The 21058-nt window shown below is 32.1% G+C and carries 19 protein-coding genes; 7 read left to right on the forward strand and 12 right to left on the reverse strand.

The genetic code is table 11. The features are described from left to right. Window positions 1–226: 226 nt before the first annotated feature. Complete coding sequence (locus tag ACODH8_RS09290) at window positions 227–712, forward strand: YbaK/EbsC family protein (RefSeq protein ID WP_332465748.1); 486 nt, start codon at window positions 227–229, stop codon at window positions 710–712. A 55-nt stretch (window positions 713–767) separates the two neighbouring features. On the opposite strand, the gene ACODH8_RS09295 is transcribed toward ACODH8_RS09290, so the two are convergent. The 12 genes from ACODH8_RS09295 to rpmH all read right to left on the reverse strand — a co-directional run bounded on the left by ACODH8_RS09295 (window position 768) and on the right by rpmH (window position 11940). After that, window positions 768–1208 carry a GNAT family N-acetyltransferase gene (locus ACODH8_RS09295; RefSeq protein WP_332465633.1) on the reverse strand — a complete coding sequence of 147 codons (441 nt, stop codon included), beginning with the start codon at window positions 1206–1208 and terminating at the stop codon, window positions 768–770. Window positions 1209–1241: 33 nt separating this feature from the next. Continuing rightward, complete coding sequence (gene argS, locus ACODH8_RS09300) at window positions 1242–2936, reverse strand: arginine--tRNA ligase (RefSeq protein ID WP_332465634.1); 1695 nt, start codon at window positions 2934–2936, stop codon at window positions 1242–1244. A gap of 276 nt (window positions 2937–3212) precedes the next feature. Beyond that, window positions 3213–4664 (reverse strand): YfcC family protein, encoded by a 1452-nt coding sequence (locus ACODH8_RS09305; protein ID WP_332465635.1) that lies wholly within the window; start codon window positions 4662–4664, stop codon window positions 3213–3215. Between the two features lie 64 nt (window positions 4665–4728). Next, window positions 4729–5421 (reverse strand): Crp/Fnr family transcriptional regulator, encoded by a 693-nt coding sequence (locus tag ACODH8_RS09310; protein WP_332465636.1) that lies wholly within the window; start codon window positions 5419–5421, stop codon window positions 4729–4731. A gap of 25 nt (window positions 5422–5446) precedes the next feature. Further along, window positions 5447–6382 carry a carbamate kinase gene (arcC, locus tag ACODH8_RS09315; RefSeq protein WP_332465637.1) on the reverse strand — a complete coding sequence of 312 codons (936 nt, stop codon included), beginning with the start codon at window positions 6380–6382 and terminating at the stop codon, window positions 5447–5449. Between the two features lie 77 nt (window positions 6383–6459). After that, window positions 6460–7482, reverse strand: a complete 1023-nt coding sequence (gene argF / locus ACODH8_RS09320) for an ornithine carbamoyltransferase (protein WP_332465638.1) — start codon at window positions 7480–7482, stop codon at window positions 6460–6462. A 29-nt stretch (window positions 7483–7511) separates the two neighbouring features. Next, a complete protein-coding gene (gene arcA, locus ACODH8_RS09325; RefSeq protein ID WP_332465639.1) occupies window positions 7512–8735 on the reverse strand; it encodes an arginine deiminase in 1224 nt (407 codons plus the stop codon). 225 nt (window positions 8736–8960) lie between these two features. Next, complete coding sequence (locus ACODH8_RS09330) at window positions 8961–9440, reverse strand: ArgR family transcriptional regulator (RefSeq protein ID WP_332465640.1); 480 nt, start codon at window positions 9438–9440, stop codon at window positions 8961–8963. Window positions 9441–9735: 295 nt separating this feature from the next. Next, window positions 9736–10476 carry an RNA-binding cell elongation regulator Jag/EloR gene (gene jag, locus ACODH8_RS09335; RefSeq protein WP_332465641.1) on the reverse strand — a complete coding sequence of 247 codons (741 nt, stop codon included), beginning with the start codon at window positions 10474–10476 and terminating at the stop codon, window positions 9736–9738. A 35-nt stretch (window positions 10477–10511) separates the two neighbouring features. Then, entirely contained in the window at window positions 10512–11330 is an 819-nt protein-coding gene (gene yidC / locus ACODH8_RS09340; RefSeq protein WP_332465642.1) for a YidC/Oxa1 family membrane protein insertase, read from the reverse strand. 15 nt (window positions 11331–11345) lie between these two features. Further along, window positions 11346–11684, reverse strand: coding sequence for a ribonuclease P protein component (gene rnpA, locus ACODH8_RS09345; protein WP_332465643.1), 339 nt, complete (start codon window positions 11682–11684; stop codon window positions 11346–11348). Between the two features lie 121 nt (window positions 11685–11805). Further along, window positions 11806–11940: a 50S ribosomal protein L34 gene (rpmH, locus tag ACODH8_RS09350; protein ID WP_332465644.1), complete on the reverse strand. Its 135-nt coding sequence runs from the start codon at window positions 11938–11940 to the stop codon at window positions 11806–11808. Between the two features lie 470 nt (window positions 11941–12410). Here rpmH and dnaA point away from each other — a divergent pair, with 470 nt between their 5' ends. From dnaA to gyrA, 6 genes are all read left to right on the forward strand, one after another. Beyond that, window positions 12411–13754, forward strand: coding sequence for a chromosomal replication initiator protein DnaA (gene dnaA / locus ACODH8_RS09355; RefSeq protein ID WP_332465645.1), 1344 nt, complete (start codon window positions 12411–12413; stop codon window positions 13752–13754). 156 nt (window positions 13755–13910) lie between these two features. Further along, the gene (dnaN, locus tag ACODH8_RS09360) at window positions 13911–15041 is read left to right on the forward strand and encodes a DNA polymerase III subunit beta (RefSeq protein WP_332465646.1); all 1131 of its coding nucleotides are present in this window, start codon (window positions 13911–13913) and stop codon (window positions 15039–15041) included. Window positions 15042–15246: 205 nt separating this feature from the next. Then, on the forward strand, window positions 15247–15480 hold the full coding sequence (yaaA, locus tag ACODH8_RS09365) for a S4 domain-containing protein YaaA (protein ID WP_332465647.1): 234 nt from the start codon (window positions 15247–15249) through the stop codon (window positions 15478–15480). A gap of 4 nt (window positions 15481–15484) precedes the next feature. Then, window positions 15485–16606 carry a DNA replication/repair protein RecF gene (recF, locus tag ACODH8_RS09370; RefSeq protein WP_332465648.1) on the forward strand — a complete coding sequence of 374 codons (1122 nt, stop codon included), beginning with the start codon at window positions 15485–15487 and terminating at the stop codon, window positions 16604–16606. A 2-nt stretch (window positions 16607–16608) separates the two neighbouring features. Then, on the forward strand, window positions 16609–18555 hold the full coding sequence (gene gyrB, locus ACODH8_RS09375; RefSeq protein ID WP_332465649.1) for a DNA topoisomerase (ATP-hydrolyzing) subunit B: 1947 nt from the start codon (window positions 16609–16611) through the stop codon (window positions 18553–18555). A gap of 16 nt (window positions 18556–18571) precedes the next feature. Beyond that, on the forward strand, window positions 18572–21046 hold the full coding sequence (gene gyrA / locus ACODH8_RS09380) for a DNA gyrase subunit A (protein ID WP_332465650.1): 2475 nt from the start codon (window positions 18572–18574) through the stop codon (window positions 21044–21046). The last annotated feature ends 12 nt before the right edge of the window (window positions 21047–21058 follow it).

Consider the following 21058-nt stretch of genomic DNA (forward strand, 5'->3'; position numbering starts at 1 on the left):
ATAATCAGAAATTTTTGTGTCGGATTCATAAAGGTTTTAAAGAAATACAAGATACATTAGAATCAATGTTTTAACTTAACCGACAGAATGGTTTTTTCCATTTACACATAATTCTTGACGCAACCAAACGTTTATAAACTAGATATAAAACATAATAGGAGTATAATTGAATTAACTACTTTTAATTATTAACATCTACTATTTTCAATTAATAAAGGAGATATAAATTATGTATAAAACAGAAGAACTTGCTTATAATTTGTTAGACTCATTAAATATTGATTTTTTAAAAGTTGATCACCCAGCTATCACATCTGTCAAAAATGTCCCATTCAATTTACCTGGCCCACAGGTTAAAAATCTCGTCTTAAAATCTAAAAAAGGTAAAAAGATTTATTTCGTTATTTTACACGATGAAAAACAAGCTGACTTAAAAAAGTTAGCTGAATTACTGGATGAAAAACGATTATCATTTGTCTCAGAAGAAACACTCAGTACACTTTTAGGAGTTCCAGCTGGCTCAGTCACACCTCTTGCTTTACCACAAAATGAAACTAATCAAATTACTGTTATCATTGATAAAGATATAGACTTCAATAATACTGTTGGATTTCATCCAAATATTAATACAACTACTTTAATGATTCAATTTCATGATTTCGAAAAAATCTTATCATATCTCAATTATGAACCAACTTACATAACTCTTTAATAATTTCTATCGTAAAAAATGTCCTTATCATAACTGACAAGGACATTTTTATTATTTAATTTACTTTCAATAACATATCAATATGAGGGATATCATCTTCTAAATACACATCAGAAATAACTTCAAAACCAAAGCATCCATAAAAATCAGTCAAATAGTTTTGTGCTGAAATCTTGATATCTTTTTTTAAATTCAATTGATTAATTTCTGCTAATGTTAATTCGACTATTTTCTTACCTAACTCTTGTCCACGGAACTCTTCAACCACTAATACTCGACCAAATGTAACATAGTCAACTCGGTTCATAATTCTTGTGTAAGCCATTATCTGGTTATCGTCATTTTTTAAAATAATGTGTTTCGCTACTTTATCATCTTCATCAATCTCTTGATAAGGACATGTTTGTTCAACAACAAATACTTTCACACGTTCTTTCGCTACTTCAAAAAATTCTTCTGCAGTCATTTCATTTAGCTCTTTTACAATCAATTTCATTTAATTCACACCCTTCATTGTCTATGACTAATCTTACATCATGTCTGGTGATTGAATCCCTAACAGACGTAATCCTTCTTTAATTACTACTGACACAGAATAAACAAGTGACAGTCTTGCATTTTTCTCGCTATCATCTGCTAAGATTTTGTGTTTAGAGTAATATTTATTGAATTTTTGAGCTAAGTCAATTAAGAACTTGGCAATCACTGAAGGTTCATATTTTTGATAAGCCTCTTCAATTTTATTAGGGAAATTGTTTAGACATTTAATAACTTCCCATGAATCAACATCTGATAAGCTTAAGTTTTCTTCTACATCTTCAACTGACCAATTAGCTTTCGTTAAAATACTTTCACATCTAGAGCGTGTATATTGTACGTATGGACCCGTTTCTCCTTCAAATTGAATAATATCATCTAAGTTGAAGTCAAACATGTTCATACGGTCATTTTTCAAGTCATGGAAGACTACCGCTCCAACCCCTACTTGATGAGCAACTTCTTCTTTGTTTTCAAGAGTTGGGTTTTTCTCTTCAATTTGTTTCATCGTATTATTAATAGCTTCATTTAACACTTCTTCTAACAAAATGATATGACCTTTTCTTGTTGATAATTTCTTACCACCAGAAGTAATTAAACCAAATGGAATATGTTTTATTGTATCAGACCAATCTTTACCCATCTCTTTTAATACACCTTTTAATTGTTTGAAGTGAATAGCTTGTTCATTTCCTACAACATACAAAGCTTCTACAAAGTCATAGTTTTGGATACGGTATTCAGCAGCTGCTAAGTCACGTGTAATATAGAGTGTTGCTCCATCTGATTTTCTAATTAAAGCTGGGTTCACATCATATTTTTCTAAGTTAACAATATCTGCTCCAGCATCAGAAATTAATAAATTCTTTTCTTCTAATTCAGAGATAATTGGATCCATTTTATCATTATAGAATGCTTCACCGTTGTATGAATCAAATGTAATATTTAACATATCATAAACTTGTTGGAATTCTTTTAATGATTCTTCACGGAACCATTCCCAAAGATGCATAGCATCTTCGTCTCCATCTTCTAACTTTTTAAACCACTCACGGCCTTGATCTTCTAGTTCAGGAGTTTCTTCAGCTTCTTCATGGAAACGTACATATAACTCAAGTAACTCTTTAATTGGATTCTCTCTTACCTGTTCCTCAGAACCCCATTTTTTAAATGCTACGATCAATTTACCAAATTGAGTTCCCCAATCACCAATATGATTGATTTTAATTGGATTGTAACCCACTTTAGCTGCTAATTCCGCCAATGAGTTACCAATAACTGTTGAACGTAAATGTCCCATTGACATTGGTTTAGCAATGTTTGGAGATGACATATCGATTGGCACATTGCCACCTTTTCCAAGGTTAGAATCTCCATAACTATTTTTTTCTGTAATAACTGTTTTTAATACTTCTTTACTCACTTCTTCTTTATTTAAGAAGAAGTTAATATAACCACCTGTTGCAACGATATTATCGTAGTTCGATTTGTCTAATTGATCAATCAGTTCTTCTGCAATCATATTAGGAGCTTTACGATAAACTTTTGCTAACGAAAAGACAGGAAAAGCATAATCTCCATGTGAGCTTGCTTTAGGTACCTCTATAAAATTATAAATCTCTTCTGCACTTAATACTTCACCAATTGCCTTTTGTAAATCTTCAACTATTTGTTTTTTGTAATCCATCTTTTTTCTCCTCTCAGACTTATCATCAATAATAAAAAAATTCGCCTCTTATCACATAAATAATGTAATAAGAGACGAATTAAACATCCGCGGTACCACTCTTGTTGTTGGAAAAGCCAACCTCTTTAAAAAATTATGAAATTGTTTTTTTAAGATAGTTGCGATTCCTTCTGAGCATTGGCTTGGCTTTCACTATCCCAAACTCGCTTAAGCAATGTTTTTTCTCATCAGTACTTAGACTATTTATGGTAGTATATCAAATTTATTTAGATATTTCTAGCTAAAAATTAACATTGAAACAATTAATATAATTAAATTGATTGCTCCCATGATAATTAAAGGCTTCTTAATAAATTTAATCCAAGTTGAATAATTCACTTTAGATATTTCTAAACCACCCATTACAACACCAGATGTTGGTGTAATTAAATTAATTAAACCACAACCAGATACAAATATCATAATCATAACATCTGGACTAAGTCCAACTTCCTTAGCCAAAGCACCCATTACTGGAATAGATACATACGCTAAACCTGAAGTAGATGGAATTAAGAATGATAAGAATAGATATAATACAAATGCACCAATCACAAATAATACTGGTGAGAATCCTTTTAGAACATCGGCTGCACGATCCAGAATAAATAAATCTAGATGAGTTGTTTGCATCAATACTGAAGCCCCTCTGGCAACAACAATAATTAAAACAACCGATAACATGTCAGCACATCCTACAACAAATGTACTAATAATTTCTTTTTCAGGAATTTTATTGATTAACGCAATTATAATCCCCATTATGAAGAACCACATAGCTAAATCACCGAAGTACCAATCACCTAAGTTATTACCTGTTAAAATAGATGACCAACCTTCAAAAATAGTAATGCCAAATTCACCCCAAGGTATTAAAGATACAATCATAATAAGAAAAGTAATCCCAAATAAAGAAAGGATTCTTTTATGTTGTTTCGTATATTCTAATTCTTGAGCACTATCTTGACCAAAATGTTCTTTCATATCAGCTTGTTCTTGTAATGATAAAATAGTTGACCCTTTGTCCGCTTTTACTTTCTTAGCATAACTTGTTACTGTGTAGATAGAAAAAGCTGTTGTACTAATCCAAAGGATAAAACCAACAATCATAATCGTTCCTACTTGAGGTTCAACTCCGATTCCTTTTAAAGCATCCATTGCTGCTCCTGTTGCAAAAGGATTTACTGTTGAACCGATAACTCCAGAACCAGATCCTAGTAAAATGGTTCCTATGGTCACTATGGTATCAAAACCGGAAGCTACCATAGTTGCTCCTAATAAAGTATAAAATGGAATGGTTTCCTCAGCCATACCATATGTAGAACCACCGATTGAAAAAAGAATCATTAAAATAACGATAATAATGATTTCGTTACCTTTTAATTTTTTTACAACATGTTGGATTCCCGATTCAAGTGCACCTGTTTTAGTAACAATATTTAGAAAACCACCTAAAACAAGAATAAATACACAAATTTCAATCGCTTCTTTAAATCCATTAAATGGAGACATAAAAATATCCGAAATGTTTGCCCCAATAACATGATCTGCTATTGTGCCATCAGATAATTCATGGGGTGAAAATGCCTGACCATTTAACAATTTAGTTACAATACCTAAAACAATAATAATGATAAACAAAATACTAAACGAGCTGAGCTCTTTTCTTTTCTTTTTTTCCTTTGCCATAGCTAATATATGTACAATGCCTAATTCACTGTACGGCTCCTTTCTTCTTAAAAGGTTTTCAAATTTAATTATTTAAAATCTCATTAAAAAAATTTGTATCCAAGAAGGTAATATATTTACGGCGATAATCAATTTTTTTAGCTACCGTTAATTTTTTTATAACAGTACTTGTTGTCTCTCTTGTTGTTCCACTTGCCCGAGCTATATCATTTACAGTAATTGGACAAGGAACTGTCACATGACCTTGAGGATACTGTTTTTCACCTAATTCTTTATAAATGATAGCTAAAGTTGTTGTAACACGATAATTAGTATTATTTAATATTCCTTTTTGGACCTTAAGTATTTGTGTACGTAACAATGCTGACTGTTGTGTCAACGCATAAACTAGCTGTTGCGTATTGTTACTAATAATTTCTTCAAATAGTTTAGTAGGTATTGAAATAACTTCGATGTCATTATGAGCAATTGCTGAAACAAAATACGGTTCATTCGAAAAAAGATCTAAATAAGATAACAAACATTTAGCTTTTTTAAAATGTAGATAATTAAATGTTCCAGTATCATCAGTTTTTTCAAACCTTATTACTCCTGATACAAGAAAATACATATATAATCGCTCATCTCCAAAATCATAGAGGACTTGACCTTTTTTATAAGTATGTGGGACACCTATCTCTCGGAGTTTTTGAATATCTTGATCTGAGAGATGACGAAAATCTTCATGTTGTTTTCCTAGCTCTTTTCTAATATCCATACGTATCTCTCCTACAAACTATTTTTTATAACGTGATAATTGTTCCTACTTCTTCAGTACCATTCAATTTTCCTAAGCATTCAAGAGAGGTAATAATAGCTTGTTTACCTGGATTGTTCTTAGCAAATTGAATAGCTGCTTCTATTTTTGGTAACATACTTCCAGGTGCAAAATGACCTTCAGATTTATAAACTTCTAATTCTTCTACAGTTACATGAGTTAATTTCTGCTCATTTTCTTTACCATAGTTGATATAAACGTTATCTACTCCTGTTAATACAATAAACATATCGGCTTTTACTAAATGAGCTAATTTTTCTGAAGCAAAATCCTTATCAATAACTGCCTCTACTCCCTTAAGTTCTTGCCCAACAACAGGAATTCCACCACCACCACAAGAAATCGTAATCACGTCATTATCTACTAGTGTATTAATTGTTTTAGCTTCATGAATGCCGATTGGTTTTGGACTAGCCACAACTTTTCGATAACCACGACCTGCATCTTCCTTAAAAATAGCTCCTGTTTTAGTAGCTTCTTCTTTTGCTGCTTCCTCCGTTAAAAATGGGCCGATTGGTTTTGTTGGATTTTTAAAAGCCTCATCATTTTCATCTACAATAACTTGAGTTAAAATAGTTGCTACTTCTTTTTCGATACCTTCATGTTTCAATTCATTTGTCATAGCATTAGCTAACCAATAACCAATGCTTCCTTGAGTCATAGCTACACATGTATCTAATGGCATAGCTGGATTTTTATCCGAGTTGGCAGCTTGTTGTTGAAGTAATAAATTACCAACTTGTGGTCCATTTCCATGAGAAATAATTAGTTTATAATTTTCTTTTACTAAATTAACTAAATGTTTTGAAGTCGTAATAAGCGCTTCTTGTTGTGCTTGTGCGCTAGCATCATCAGATAAAATGGCATTTCCACCTAGAGCAACTACTACTTTTTTTTCCATCTATTTCAACCTCTATTCCATTATTTTTTCTAAAAAAGCAGCATGTCTTGCCTAACATGCTGCTTCGTAATTGTTACTTATTTCACATAAGGGATAAATAAATTACCTAATGTAGCAGCCATGATAGCTTTAATTGAATGCATTCTGTTTTCTGCTTCCTCAAATTGACGACCATATTTGCTTCTAAAAACTTCATCTGTAATTTCCATTTCAGCTACACCAAATTTTTCTTCAACCATTTTTCCATATTCTGTTTCTGTATCATGAAATGCTGGTAAACAGTGTAGAACGATTAAATCGCCATCCATATTTTCTGTTTTTTCAAGCATTCTCATATTAATTTGATAAGGTCTTAATAAATTAACACGCTCTTCAAATTTATCTTCCTCACCCATAGATACCCATACATCAGTGTAAAGAACATTAGCACCTTTAACACCTTTAGCTACATCGTCTGTAATCATTAATTCTGCACCAGATTCTTTAGCAAAATTTTCTGCATAATTAACAACTTCTTCAGTTGGGAATAATTCTTTTGGTGCGCAAATACGTACGTTAACACCTAAAATTGCTCCAGTTACTAATAAGCTATTTGCCATATTGTTACGGCCGTCTCCTACATAAACAAGTGTTACACCTTCTAATTTTCCAAAGTTTTCTTTAACAGTCATAAAGTCAGCAATCATTTGCGTTGGATGCCATTCATCTGTTAGACCATTCCATACAGGTACTCCTGAGTGTTCTGCTAATCCTTCAACAACTTCTTGACTAAAGCCACGAAATTCAATTCCATCAAACATACTTCCTAAAACTTTTGCAGTATCTTCAACTGATTCTTTTTTTCCTAATTGAATATCATTTTTTCCTAAAAATTCTGGATGTGCTCCTAAATCAACTGCAGCAGTTGTAAAAGCTGCTCTTGTACGTGTTGATGTTTTTTCAAATAATAAAGCAATATTTTTTCCTTCTAAATAGCGATGAGGAATTCCACGTTTTTTCAAATCTTTTACATGAATACCAAAGTCGATTAGATACTCTAATTCTCCTCTAGTAAAATCTTTTTCAGCTAATAAACTGCGTCCTTGAAAAATTGATGTCATTTTTTTATTCACTCCTATTATTTTTATAATTAAATGTCTTCACGATCTAAAGGCATACTCATACATCTTGGGCCCCCACGGCCACGAACTAACTCACTACCTGGAAGATAATTTAATTTAACTCCTGCTTCTTCTAATAATTTATTAGTAATTGTATTACGGTCATAAACAACCACTTCACCAGGTGCAATTGTTAAAGTATTTGAACCATCATTCCATTGTTCTCTTGCTGCAGCCGTTAAATTACCACCACCACAACGAATCAAATGAACTTCATCAAGATTTAAATATTTACATAAAATATGTTCTAAGGTATCTTCTTCACGAATAATATCTAAACCATCTTTACCTTGTGAGATTGAATAAACAACTAAATCTCCTTCGATTTCTGGATGGATTGAGAATTTATCATAGTCAACCATTGTGAATACTGTATCTAAGTGCATAAATTTACGATATTCACCAATATTGAATGCTAAAATATGTTTGAATCCCATATCAGCATCAAAAATATTTTTAGCCATTTTTTCAATTGAAGCTGCGTCTGTACGTTGTGAAATACCAATTGCTAATACGTCTTTAGAAAGTACTAATTCATCTCCACCTTCAATACGTGTCGATTCGTCACGATTGTATACTTTTGGAATATCTTTTCCTGCAAAACGTGGATGATAATCAAAAATATATTGGCCATAAATAGTTTCACGATTTCTTGTTTCTGCGTACATATGATTGATAGACACACCATGTCCAATAGTTGCAAATGGATCTCTTGTAAAGTAAAGATTTGGCATTGGATCAATCACAAATGGATAACTTGATTCCACCATATCTGTTAAACTAGTTAATTCATATTTAGGTAATTCAACTTTTTGCATACCAGCCATTGTTTTATCAATTAATTCTCTATTAGTTGGTAAAGCTAATAACACTTCTTTAGCTTTTGCTTTGGCTGATTTACTCTTAATATTTGATTCTTCTAAGTATTGATCAATAAATTTATTTTTTATTTCTTCATTAATCAATGACTCAGCTGCTAAATCTTCTAAATAAAGAACTTCTACTCCTTTAGATACTAATAATTCTGCAAATTGATCATGTTCTTTCTGTGCTTGTTCTAAATAAGGGATATCATCAAAAAGTAACCTTTCTAGATAATCTGGCATCAGATTTTCTAATTCTTTACCTGGGCGATGAACTAATACTGTTTTTAACTTACCAATTTCTGAAAAAACATTAATTGGACGACTCATATATCATTACCTCCTAAATTTATTTACAAACACAGATTAACAAAGTAAATAAAAATAAAAGTCGACAAAAAGACATTTATAAAGAGTTATATACATCATTATTCACATTGACTAATATTAAACACACTAATGACAGCGCTTACTTATATATGTGATGCTTTACACTAATAAATATTCTATTAATAACCAAAATTATTCATCTTTTTTTTTTTGATTTATTAGAAGTTAATTAAAGAATAAATATTTTTTGAAGTAACGATGAACTTCTTCTGCATCTTTTCGATCTTTCGATAAAATTAAGATTGTGTCATCCCCTGCTATACAACCAATTATTTTAGTATATGAAGTTCTAATACTGTCAATTAATACTCCTACAACTTGGCCATTCCCCGGTAGCACAGTTAAAATATTGGTAAATTCCACTTGTGTTAGTGAAACGCCTGTTTCTGCTACAGCATGAATTAGTCTTTCTTCATCTGTTCTTTTTTTGATTCCCAAAACAGAATTATTCAAAAGACGATAATATAGATTTCCATTACTGTCATGTCTTTTAACAATATTTAGTTCTCTAATATCTCTAGATATAGTTGCTTGTGCTACTTGAACATTTTCTTCAGCTAACTTCTCCATCAATTCGTTCTGACTTGCGATGTCATACTCCATAATTAACCGTTTAACAATTGCTTGTCTTTTTGCTTTATCCATAATAATCCTCCTAGATTGCTCATTCAGCTATAGTATATAATGTAAAATCAATTGAGCAAGTCCATATGTGAAAAAATTCATCAAATAAAAAACACTAAAATAAGGCTTATTCATATTAATTACATATTTATACAATTTAAATCACTATGCAAGTATTTCTATAGCATTAACTTTCAATTAATAATTATTTTATGAACAAAAACAGACAAATCAAACAAAAAAGCAGTGAAAACCGATTGGTTTTCACTGCCTAGATTCACTAAATTTTACTCAGCCACATCATTTGATGTAGAGCTTATTTTTTCAATTCAACTACTAAATAACGATGTGGTTCATTTCCTTCAGAGTGGGTTGAAATATCTGACTCTGATGAAAGGATTGAATGAACTTGCTTACGCTCAAAAGCTGGCATTGGTTCTAAGAAAACAGGTTGACCTGTTTCTCTTACTTTTCTTAATGTTTGTTTAGCTAGACGTTCGATAATTGCTTTACGTTTTTCACGATAATCTCCAACGTTAACAACAATTGATAAACGATTTTTCGCAATTCGATGAATATAAACTTGAGATAAGTATTGAATAGCATTAAGCAGCTTACCATGCTTACCAATTAGTAAACCTTTTTTATCAGTATCAAGATTAAAAGTAATAATTCCTTTATTTCTTGATACCTTTACCATAGCTGGAGCTCCTAAGTCTCTTGTTATATCTGTTAGATAAACAGCCAAAGCTGTGACAGCTTCATCATCTGTTAAATTAATCAACTCAACTACTTCTGATTTAGATTCAGAAACTTCTGGTGTTGATTCTTCAACAACTAGTTCTTCAATAACTTCTTTTTTCACTTCTTCATCGACAACAACTTCCATTAACTCGATTGTTTCAATTGCTACAACAGCATCTTGTTTACCAAAGCCCAAAAATCCTTTTTTAGCTTCTTGAATAACATCAATCTTTGCATTTTCTTTTGTTATTTGAAGTGTAGATAATCCTTTTTGAATAGCTAGATCGACGGTTTCACCTGTAAAATTTGGCACGATAAGAACCCCCTGTATAGTAAGTTTAATAAAAATTAACGTTTTTTCTTCGGTTGATTTGCTTTTCTTAAAGCTTTTTCAATATCTTTTTTCTTCTGAGCTTCTTCTTCACGTTCTTTTCTAATAGTAAATGGATTATTAATTAGTAATGTTTGAATTACTTGGAACCCATTAGAAATTACCCAGTAAAGTGATAAACCACTGGCTAAATTAATACCCATAAATAAAATCATAGCTGGCATCATATAGTTCATAACTTTCATTGAGCCTTGAACTTCTAATTGCCCCATTGATGTTAATTTCGTACTTGCAAAAGTAAAGACTGCGGCTAGTACAGGTAAAATATAATATGGATCAATATTTCCCAACTCTAACCATAAAAAGCTACCTGTTTTAAGTTCTGGTGTTCTTGAAATAGATTGCCACAAAGCCATCATAATTGGCATTTGTACTAATAATGGTAAACAACCTGAAATTGGGTTAACACCATGTTCACTATAAAGACGTTGTTGCTCTTCTTGTAACTTACGAGTTGTCTCAGCATCTTTTGAAGCATACTTTTGTTGTAACTCTTTTAATTTGGGTTGTATCTCTTGCGTTTTACGCATACTTTTTGTTTGATATTGCATCAAAGGCATTAAAATGATTCTGATAATTAAGGTAAAGATAATAATACCTATCCCATAACTTTTACCAAATGATAACCATTTTATAGCTTGGCCAAAATAATAAACTATATAGCGATCCCATAAACCTGTACTCGATGTACTTACTTCTCCAGTACCACAAGCTGTTAATAGGAACACTAATCCAACCATACTTAGGACTAGCAGCCATTTTTTCATTTTCTTCACTAACGTAACCCTCGCTTATTCTATTATATTTGCTAATTTAAACACATGTTCAAGGTTGCTCTTCACTTCACCTAACGATAAATCTGCTAGTTTAGGTCTCGCGATTACAACAATATTGTAGTTTGGTTTGATTGTTTCTTTCATTTCAAATAGTGATTCTCGTATGCGACGTTTCACTTTATTCCTTGTAACGGCATTTCCAACTTTCTTACCTACTGATAATCCAACACGAAAATGAGTATTACTTTCTGCTGGGTATATATAGATAACAAAATTTCGGTTGGCATAAGAATCTTTATGATAAATAATTTTTTGAAATTCTTTTTCTTTCTTTATACGATAGGATTTTTTCATTTCATCTAACCCTTTAAATTCTATAGTTTTTCTTAGTACTAAACACCATTATCATAGCACAAAGACATAGATTTTTTCATTTTTTTATAAAAAAAAATCACTGACTCAAAGATTCAGTGATTTATGCTGCTAAAGTTTTTCTTCCTTTACGACGTCTACTTGCTAATACACGACGACCGTTTTTAGTGCTCATACGTTTACGGAAACCATGAACTTTTTGACGTTTACGTTTTTTTGGTTGATATGTTCTTTTCATTCAATCCACCTCCTAAAACTAGATATGCTTTCTAAATCACATTAGACAGACTATGACATTATACAAATAAAACACTACTTTTGTCAACTCCCCTTCTAGTCTTTTCTTTATAAAAGTTATACACAGTCTAAAATTTTAATCCACAAAACTGTTAATACACATTTTTCATAAAAAAGTTATTTCTAAGTTAGAAGTTAGTTATCAACAGGTTAACAAGCTGTTATTAAGTTATACACATTTCATTTACAAGTTGTTAACAACTCAAATTAAAGCTAATTAAACAACGATACAACCTGTTGATAAGTTTCTGAATAATAAAATTTATATAAAACTTATGCACATCTTTTTTATACTTGTGGAAAACTTTATCCCCCCTTTGTTACTAAACTATCCACAATAAAAAATATCAGTGGAAAACTTTTTTTAAAAGTGCTAGAATAGACTAGAATCTATTTTTTAGGGGGATCGTTATGCCCAATATTGACTATATATGGAAAGAGTTGGAGGATGACTATCGAAAGATATTAACACCTCCAAGTTTTAATGCTTGGATTGAACAAGCTAAACCGATTAGTTTAGTGGATAACTTATTAACAATCGAAGTACCGTCCGATTTACACAGAGAGTATTGGGAAAAAAATCTTGCTGCTAAAATTGTCGAAACAGGTTTTAAATTAACAGGAGAAGAAGTTACTCCTGTTTTTATTATTGAAAATGAGAAAAAAGAACCTGAAAAAAATAAAGAAGTAATTCAGACAGAATTACCCGATATCGTTAAACAAAGTAGCAAAAAAGCATTACTTAACTCTAAGTACACTTTTGATACTTTTGTTATTGGTAAAGGCAATCAGATGGCACATGCTGCTGCTTTAGTTGTTGCTGAAGATCCTGGTGCTACCTATAATCCGCTATTCTTTTATGGTGGGGTTGGTTTAGGTAAAACTCATTTAATGCATGCTATTGGCCATCAAATGTTAACCAATCAACCAGACGCAAAAATAAAATACGTTACGAGTGAATCTTTTGCTAATGACTTCATTAATTCTATTCAAAACAGAACTTCTGAAGCTTTTAGACAAGAATATCGTAGCGTTGATTTGCTTTTAGTGGATGATATTCAATTTTTTGCTGACAAAGAAGGTACACAAGAAGAATTTTTCCATACATTTAACACACTCTATAATGAAGGAAGACAAATTGTTTTAACCAGTGATCGCTTACCAAATGAAATACCAAAACTTCAAGAAAGATTGGTATCTCGCTTTGCATGGGGACTTTCAGTGGATATTACACCACCAGATTTAGAAACAAGAATTGCTATTTTAAGAAAAAGAGCTAATGCTGAAGGATTAGAAATTCCTGATGACGCTCTATCTTATATAGCTGGTCAAATTGATTCTAATATTCGGGAGTTAGAAGGAGCTTTAGTTCGAGTTCAAGCTTATGCAACGATGAATGGTAACGACATTACAACTAGTCTTGCTGCTGATGCATTAAAAAGTTTGAAACCTATCAAACAAAAAAGTGAGTTATCTATTTTACTAATTCAAGAAGAAGTGTGTAAGTATTATCATTTACAACTTAAAGACTTAAAGGGGAAAAAACGTGTAAAAACGATTGTCGTTCCTCGCCAAATAGCGATGTATTTATCTAGAGAATTAACAGATAATTCCTTACCAAAAATTGGAGCGGAATTTGGTGGGAAAGATCATACAACCGTTATTCATGCTCATGAAAAAATTCAACAGCTACTAGATACAGATCCAACCATTCAAAAAGAAGTAGGGGAACTCAAAAACTTATTAACATCTTAAGCTTGTGGATATCTATTTTTTTAACCATCGACTTATCCACATGTTATTAACATGCTGTTTTTTATGTGTTGGTTAGGTTCAAATAACTTATCCACAGTACTAACAAGCCCTACTACTATTACTATATTTATTATTATTATTTAAAAGGAGAAACTCATGAAAGTAACATTAAATCGAAATGCTTTTTTAGATGAATTAGCAACTGTTCAAAGAGCTATTTCAGGTAAAACAACTATTCCAATTTTAACAGGGGTAAAATTAACTTTAACTGAAAGTGGATTAACTTTAACAGGTAGTAATGCAGATATTTCAATTGAAACATTTTTAAGTGTTGATGATGAAAAAGCTAATATGTTAATTGAAAAAACAGGCTCAATTGTTTTACAAGCTCGTTTCTTTAATGAAATTATTAGAAAATTACCTGAAGCAACATTAACTTTAGAATTAATTGAAAATAACCAGGTGATTATTTCATCAGGTAAAGCTCTTTTTAATGTGAATGGTTTAAATTCTGAAAATTATCCACATTTACCAATTATTGATAATCAAAATACATTTAAATTATCTGCTCGTGTGTTAAACAAATTAATTAGTGAAACTGTTTTTGCTGTTTCTCAACATGAAAGTCGCCCAATTTTAACGGGAGTTCATTTTATTTTAGAAAACAATGAACTTTTTGCAGTAGCAACTGACAGTCATCGTTTGAGTCAACGTGTTATTACACTGTCAGATTCTAATAATGCTTTTGATATTGTTGTTCCAGGAAAAAGTTTACAAGAATTATCTCGTTCATTTAAAGATGAAGAAGAAATTGTAGAAATTTCAATTATGGAGAACCAAGTTTTATTTAAAACAGAAGGCATGCATTTTTATTCTCGATTATTAGAAGGGAATTATCCTGATACCAATCGTTTAATTCCAACTACATTTTCAACTGAAATTGAGTTTAATGTGCCAGAATTATTAGCAGCAATTGATCGTGCGTCATTACTTTCTCATGAAGGGCGAAATAATATTGTTAAGTTATCAATTAATTCAGAGCAAGTTATTATTTATGGTAACTCTCCAGAAATTGGTAACGTTGAAGAATCTCTAAATTATACATCTGTTACAGGTGAGCCTTTGGATATTTCTTTCAATCCAGACTATATGAAAGCATCACTTAAATCATTTGGAAACATTGATGTGGTTATTAAGTTTATCTCACCAATTCGTCCATTTACGTTACAACCTAATAACGATGAAGTTAACTTTATTCAGTTAATTACACCAGTTAGAACAAACTAGGATTTTATGAAAACTATCTTCGGATAGTTTTTTTTATGAATTTGAATAAAATAGCTTTTTTTTACGTTTTAAGCAATTTACCCTTTAAAATGAAAAAAATGCCTATTTTATTCAAATCTTCTTATAAGCAAAGAAAATTTGTTTTTAAGACTTAAAACAGGTATAATAAGTAATAGATATACCTTGAAAAAGAAGGTGAAAATTTGTGAAAAAAAGTTTTTTATTAACAGCTGACTATATTACTTTAGGACAGTTTCTAAAAGAAGTAGATGTCATTTCTAGTGGTGGTATGGCGAAGTGGTATTTACAAGAACATGCAGTCTATGTTGATGGTGAACTGGAAAATCGCCGTGGACGTAAATTATATCCAGAAATGATGATTGAAATACCTGATCTAGGTACTTTTTTTATGGCAAAAATGCCAGAAGATAAGGAATAAAAGAATGATTATTAAAGAAATATCGTTACGCTCTTATCGTAACTATGGCTCGTTGGACTTGGCGTTTTCTCCTAGACTCAATGTCTTTTTAGGAGAAAATGCTCAAGGTAAAACAAATTTATTAGAAAGTATCTATGTTCTTTCTTTTGCTAGAAGCCATCGAAGTAATAATGAAAAAGAAATGATTCAATGGGAAAAAGAATTTGCTCGAATTGAAGGGAACATCTTAAAAAAAGATAGTACCTTAGATTTAACTATGATTATTTCTAACAAAGGAAAGAAAACTAAAATTAATGGTTTAGAACAAAATAAATTAAGCCATTATGTTGGACATTTAAACGTAATCTTGTTTGCACCAGAAGATTTACTTTTGGTTAAAGGCTCGCCTCAAACAAGAAGACGTTTTTTAGATATGGAAATAGGTCAGATTAATGCCAACTATTTATATAATCTAAGTAAATATCAGACAGTATTAAAACAAAGAAATCAATATTTGAAAAAAATGGCATTTAGTGGCAATAAAGATTTAGTTTATTTAGAAGTTTTATCAGAACAATTAGCTGAAACAGGGAGCCTAGTTTTATTTCATCGGTTACATTTTATTAAACGATTAGAAAAATGGGCTAATAGGATTCATCAAAAAATAACTCATGGTAAAGAAGAACTAACAATTGAGTATAAGAGCTCTTTACCAGTATTAGATTCAATGACTGAAAATGAGTTATTTGAGTTATTAAAAAATGAGTTTAAAAAAACTACAGAAAAAGATTTAAAACATCTAACAACTTCTGCAGGCCCTCATCGAGATGATTTACTATTTTTTGTAAATGATAAAAATGTTCAAAATTTTGGTTCCCAAGGCCAACAAAGAACTACCGCACTAAGTTTAAAACTAGCTGAAATTGAGTTAATTAATGATGAAATAGGTGAATATCCTATCCTTTTATTAGATGATGTTTTAAGTGAGCTGGATGATGATCGTCAAGTTCATTTGATGGAATACATTGAAAATAAATTACAAACTTTTTTAACAACAACTAGTTTGACGCATTTAGAAAATAAATTAAAAATTACACCTGAAATATTTAATATCTCTCATGGGATAGTGGAAAGGAACCGTGACTAATTTTGACAGAAGAAATGAAAAACAATGAAGCTTCGAAAGCATATGATGCTAGTCAGATTCAAGTTTTAGAAGGATTAGAAGCTGTACGTAAAAGACCAGGAATGTATATTGGATCAACTGGTCCTCAAGGCTTGCACCATTTAGTATGGGAAATCGTTGATAACTCAATTGATGAGGCATTGGCGGGTTACTGTACAGAAATTAATGTATCCATTGAAGAAAACAATAGTATTACTGTTGTAGATAATGGTCGTGGGATTCCAGTTGGGATTCAAGAAAAAACAGGTCGTCCAGCCGTTGAGACTGTTTTAACAGTTCTTCATGCCGGTGGTAAATTTGGCGGTGGTGGTTACAAAGTATCTGGTGGTCTTCACGGAGTTGGATCATCTGTTGTTAATGCTTTGTCAGAACAATTAACGGTTAAAGTTCATGTAGATGGTAAAATCCATTTCCAAGAATTTAATCGTGGTAAAATTTGTGCTGATTTAAAAGTGATCGGGGACACAGATAAACGTGGAACTACGATCAATTTTAAACCTGATGCAGAAATTTTTACAGAAACAACTGTTTTTGAATACGACAAACTAGCAACACGTATTCGTGAATTAGCTTTCTTAAATCGTGGCCTAAGAATAACAATCGAAGATAAGCGAGAAGAAGAAACTAAGATTGAGGCTTTCCACTATGAAGGCGGAATTAAGAGTTATGTTGAGTTCTTAAATGCGAATAAAACTGTTTTATTTGATGAACCAATTTATACAGACGGAGAGCAACAAGGAATTACTGTCGAAGTAGCTATGCAATATACAGATGGCTACCACACAAATCTATTGAGTTTTGCGAATAATATCCATACGTATGAAGGTGGTACACATGAATTTGGTTTCCGTACTGCTTTGACTCGTGTTATTAATGACTATGCAAGAAAACAAAAATTAATTAAAGAAAATGAAGAGAATTTAAGTGGAGATGACGTTCGTGAAGGTTTAACAGGGATTATTTCTATTAAACATCCTGAGCCTCAATTTGAAGGTCAAACTAAAACCAAATTAGGTAACTCAGAAGTTCGTACTGTAACAGATCGCCTATTCTCTGAAGCTTTTAATAAATTCTTATTAGAAAATCCAGATGTAGCTAAAAAAGTGGTTGAAAAAGGAATTTTAGCCTCTAAAGCGAGACTTGCTGCTAAACGTGCTCGTGAAGTAACAAGACGTAAAGGCGCTCTTGAAATTAGTAGTTTACCTGGTAAATTAGCTGACTGTTCAAGCCGTGTTCCTGAAGAATGTGAACTTTTCGTCGTGGAAGGGGACTCTGCCGGAGGATCTGCTAAAACAGGCCGCGACAGAAGAACTCAAGCGATTTTACCGATTCGAGGTAAAATTTTAAACGTTGAGAAAGCAACGATGGATCGTATCTTAGCTAACGAAGAAATTCGTTCATTGTTTACAGCAATGGGAACAGGTTTTGGATCAGATTTTGATGTGTCAAAAGCTAGATATCATAAGTTAGTTATTATGACCGATGCGGATGTGGATGGAGCTCATATTAGAACTCTTCTTTTAACACTATTCTATCGTTATATGCGACCTGTTGTTGAAGCAGGATATGTTTATATCGCTCAACCACCTTTATATGGTGTTAAACAAGGTAAAAACATTACTTATGTTCAACCAGGAAAAGATGCAGATGAGAGATTAGCAGAGGTAGTTGAGTCATTACCAGCTACGCCAAAACCTAGCGTTCAACGTTATAAAGGGCTTGGAGAGATGGATGATCATCAATTATGGGATACAACAATGGATCCGGCTCAAAGAACAATGTTAAGAGTAAGTGTTGAAGATGCTATCAAAGCAGATGCTGTTTTTGAGATGCTGATGGGGGATAAAGTTGAGCCAAGACGTGACTTTATTGAAGCAAATGCTCATTATGTTAAAAACTTGGATATCTAGATAGGGGGATTTGTTCATGTCTGAGGAAATAATTGAAAATATTAAAGATATAAATCTGACAGATGAAATGGAAGAATCGTTTATCGATTATGCCATGAGTGTTATTGTTTCTCGTGCCTTGCCAGATGTTAGAGATGGGTTAAAACCAGTTCACCGTCGTATTTTATATGGGATGAATGAAATGGGTGTGACACCTGATAAAGCTCATAAAAAATCAGCTCGTATTGTTGGAGATGTTATGGGTAAGTATCACCCACATGGTGACAGTGCGATTTATGAATCAATGGTTCGTATGGCACAACCGTTTAGTTTCCGTCAAATGTTAGTTGATGGTCATGGTAACTTTGGTTCTGTGGATGGCGACGGAGCAGCGGCGATGCGTTATACAGAAGCTCGTATGAGTAAAATTGCAGTAGAGATGCTAAGAGATATTAATAAAAATACTGTTAATTTCCAAAATAACTACGATGAAACAGAACGAGAACCAGAAGTTTTACCAGCACGTTTCCCTAACCTATTAGTGAATGGTACGACAGGGATTGCTGTTGGGATGGCGACTAATATTCCACCACATAACTTAACTGAAGTTATTGATGCTTTAAAAGTTTTAATGGATAATGCAGATGCGACAACTGCTGATTTGATGGAAGCTTTACCAGGACCAGATTTTCCAACTGGTGGTTTGGTTATGGGGAAATCAGGAATTAGACGTGCTTATGAAACTGGTAAAGGGAAAATAATTGTTCGTGCTAAAGTTCATATTGAAGAGATGAAAAATGGTAAAGAACGTATTGTTGTAACTGAAATTCCTTATATGGTGAATAAAGCAAAACTAGTTGAAAGAATTGCTGAATTACACCGTGAAAAACGCGTGGAAGGTATTACTGATTTACGTGATGAGTCTTCTCGTGAAGGTATGCGTATTTCTATCGAAGTTCGTCGTGATGTGAGTGCTTCAGTTGTTTTAAATAACTTATACAAATTAACTTCATTGCAAACAAGTTTTGGTTTCAACATGTTAGCAATTGTTAAAGGTGTGCCAAAAGTATTAAGTCTAAAATCAATTTTAGAAAATTATTTAGAGCATCAAGAAGAAGTTATTGTCCGTCGTACAGAATTTGATAAAAATAAAGCAGAAGCAAGAGCTCATATTTTAGAAGGTTTGCGAATTGCATTAGATCATATTGATGAAATTATTAAAACGATTCGTTCATCAGCGTCAGATGATATTGCCAAACAAGCTTTAATCGAAAACTATGATTTATCTGACCGCCAAGCCCAAGCAATTTTAGACATGCGTTTACGTCGATTAACAGGTTTAGAACGAGATAAAATTGAAAATGAATACCAAGAATTACTAAAATTGATTGCTGATTTAAAAGATATTTTAGCTAATCATGATCGTGTTCTTGAAATCATTAGTACTGAATTAGATGAAATACAACGTAAATACGGAGATGAAAGACGTACTGAATTATTAGTCGGTGAAGTTTTAAGTCTAGAAGACGAAGATTTAATCGAAGAAGAAGACATTGTTATAACTTTAACGCATAATGGATACATTAAACGTTTACCAAGTACAGAGTTTAGAACTCAAAATCGTGGTGGACGTGGTGTTCAAGGTATGGGCGTTCATGACGATGACTTTGTTGAGAATTTAGTCTCTTGTTCTACCCATGATAGTTTATTATTCTTTACAGATACAGGTAAAGTTTACAAAGCTAAAGGTTATGAAATACCTGAATATGGTCGAACAGCTAAAGGCATTCCAGTGATTAACTTACTGGGAATTGATTCATCAGAAAATATTGAAGCGATTATTAGTATCGAAGGGAAAGCTGAAGAAGATCAATACTTATTCTTCTCAACTCGATTAGGAACTGTGAAGAAAACGGCAGTAACAGAGTTTTCTAATATTCGTACAAATGGTCTTAAAGCAATCGGCCTAAAAGAAGATGACCAATTAATTAATGTTACATTAACTGATGGGCATCAAAACATTATTATCGGAACACACCAAGGTTATTCAGTAACGTTTAACGAAGAAAATGTTCGTTCAATGGGACGTAGTGCTGCAGGAGTTCGTGGTATTAAGTTACGTGGCGATGATTATGTTGTTGGGATGGATGTATTGCATCCTGAATCAGAAGTACTTGTTATTACTGAAAAAGGCTATGGTAAACGTACTGGAGCAACAGAGTACGCTATTAAAGGTCGTGGTGGTAAAGGGATTAAGACTGTTAATATTACAGATAAGAATGGTAATTTAGCAGGATTAACAACTGTTACAGGAGAAGAAGATATTATGTTGATTACGAATAAAGGTGTTATTATTCGTTTTGATATTGATACAGTTTCTCAGACGGGACGTGCGACTCAAGGAGTTCGTTTAATCCGTTTAGAAGAAGATGCACTTGTTTCTACTATGGCAAAAGTAGCTAAAGAAGTAGTAGAAGAAGAAGATGCAACAACAGAAGAAGCAGAGTCGTAAGTCGACTCTGCT

Source organism: Vagococcus fluvialis, from assembly GCF_048815235.1.
Lineage (GTDB): Bacteria > Bacillota > Bacilli > Lactobacillales > Vagococcaceae > Vagococcus.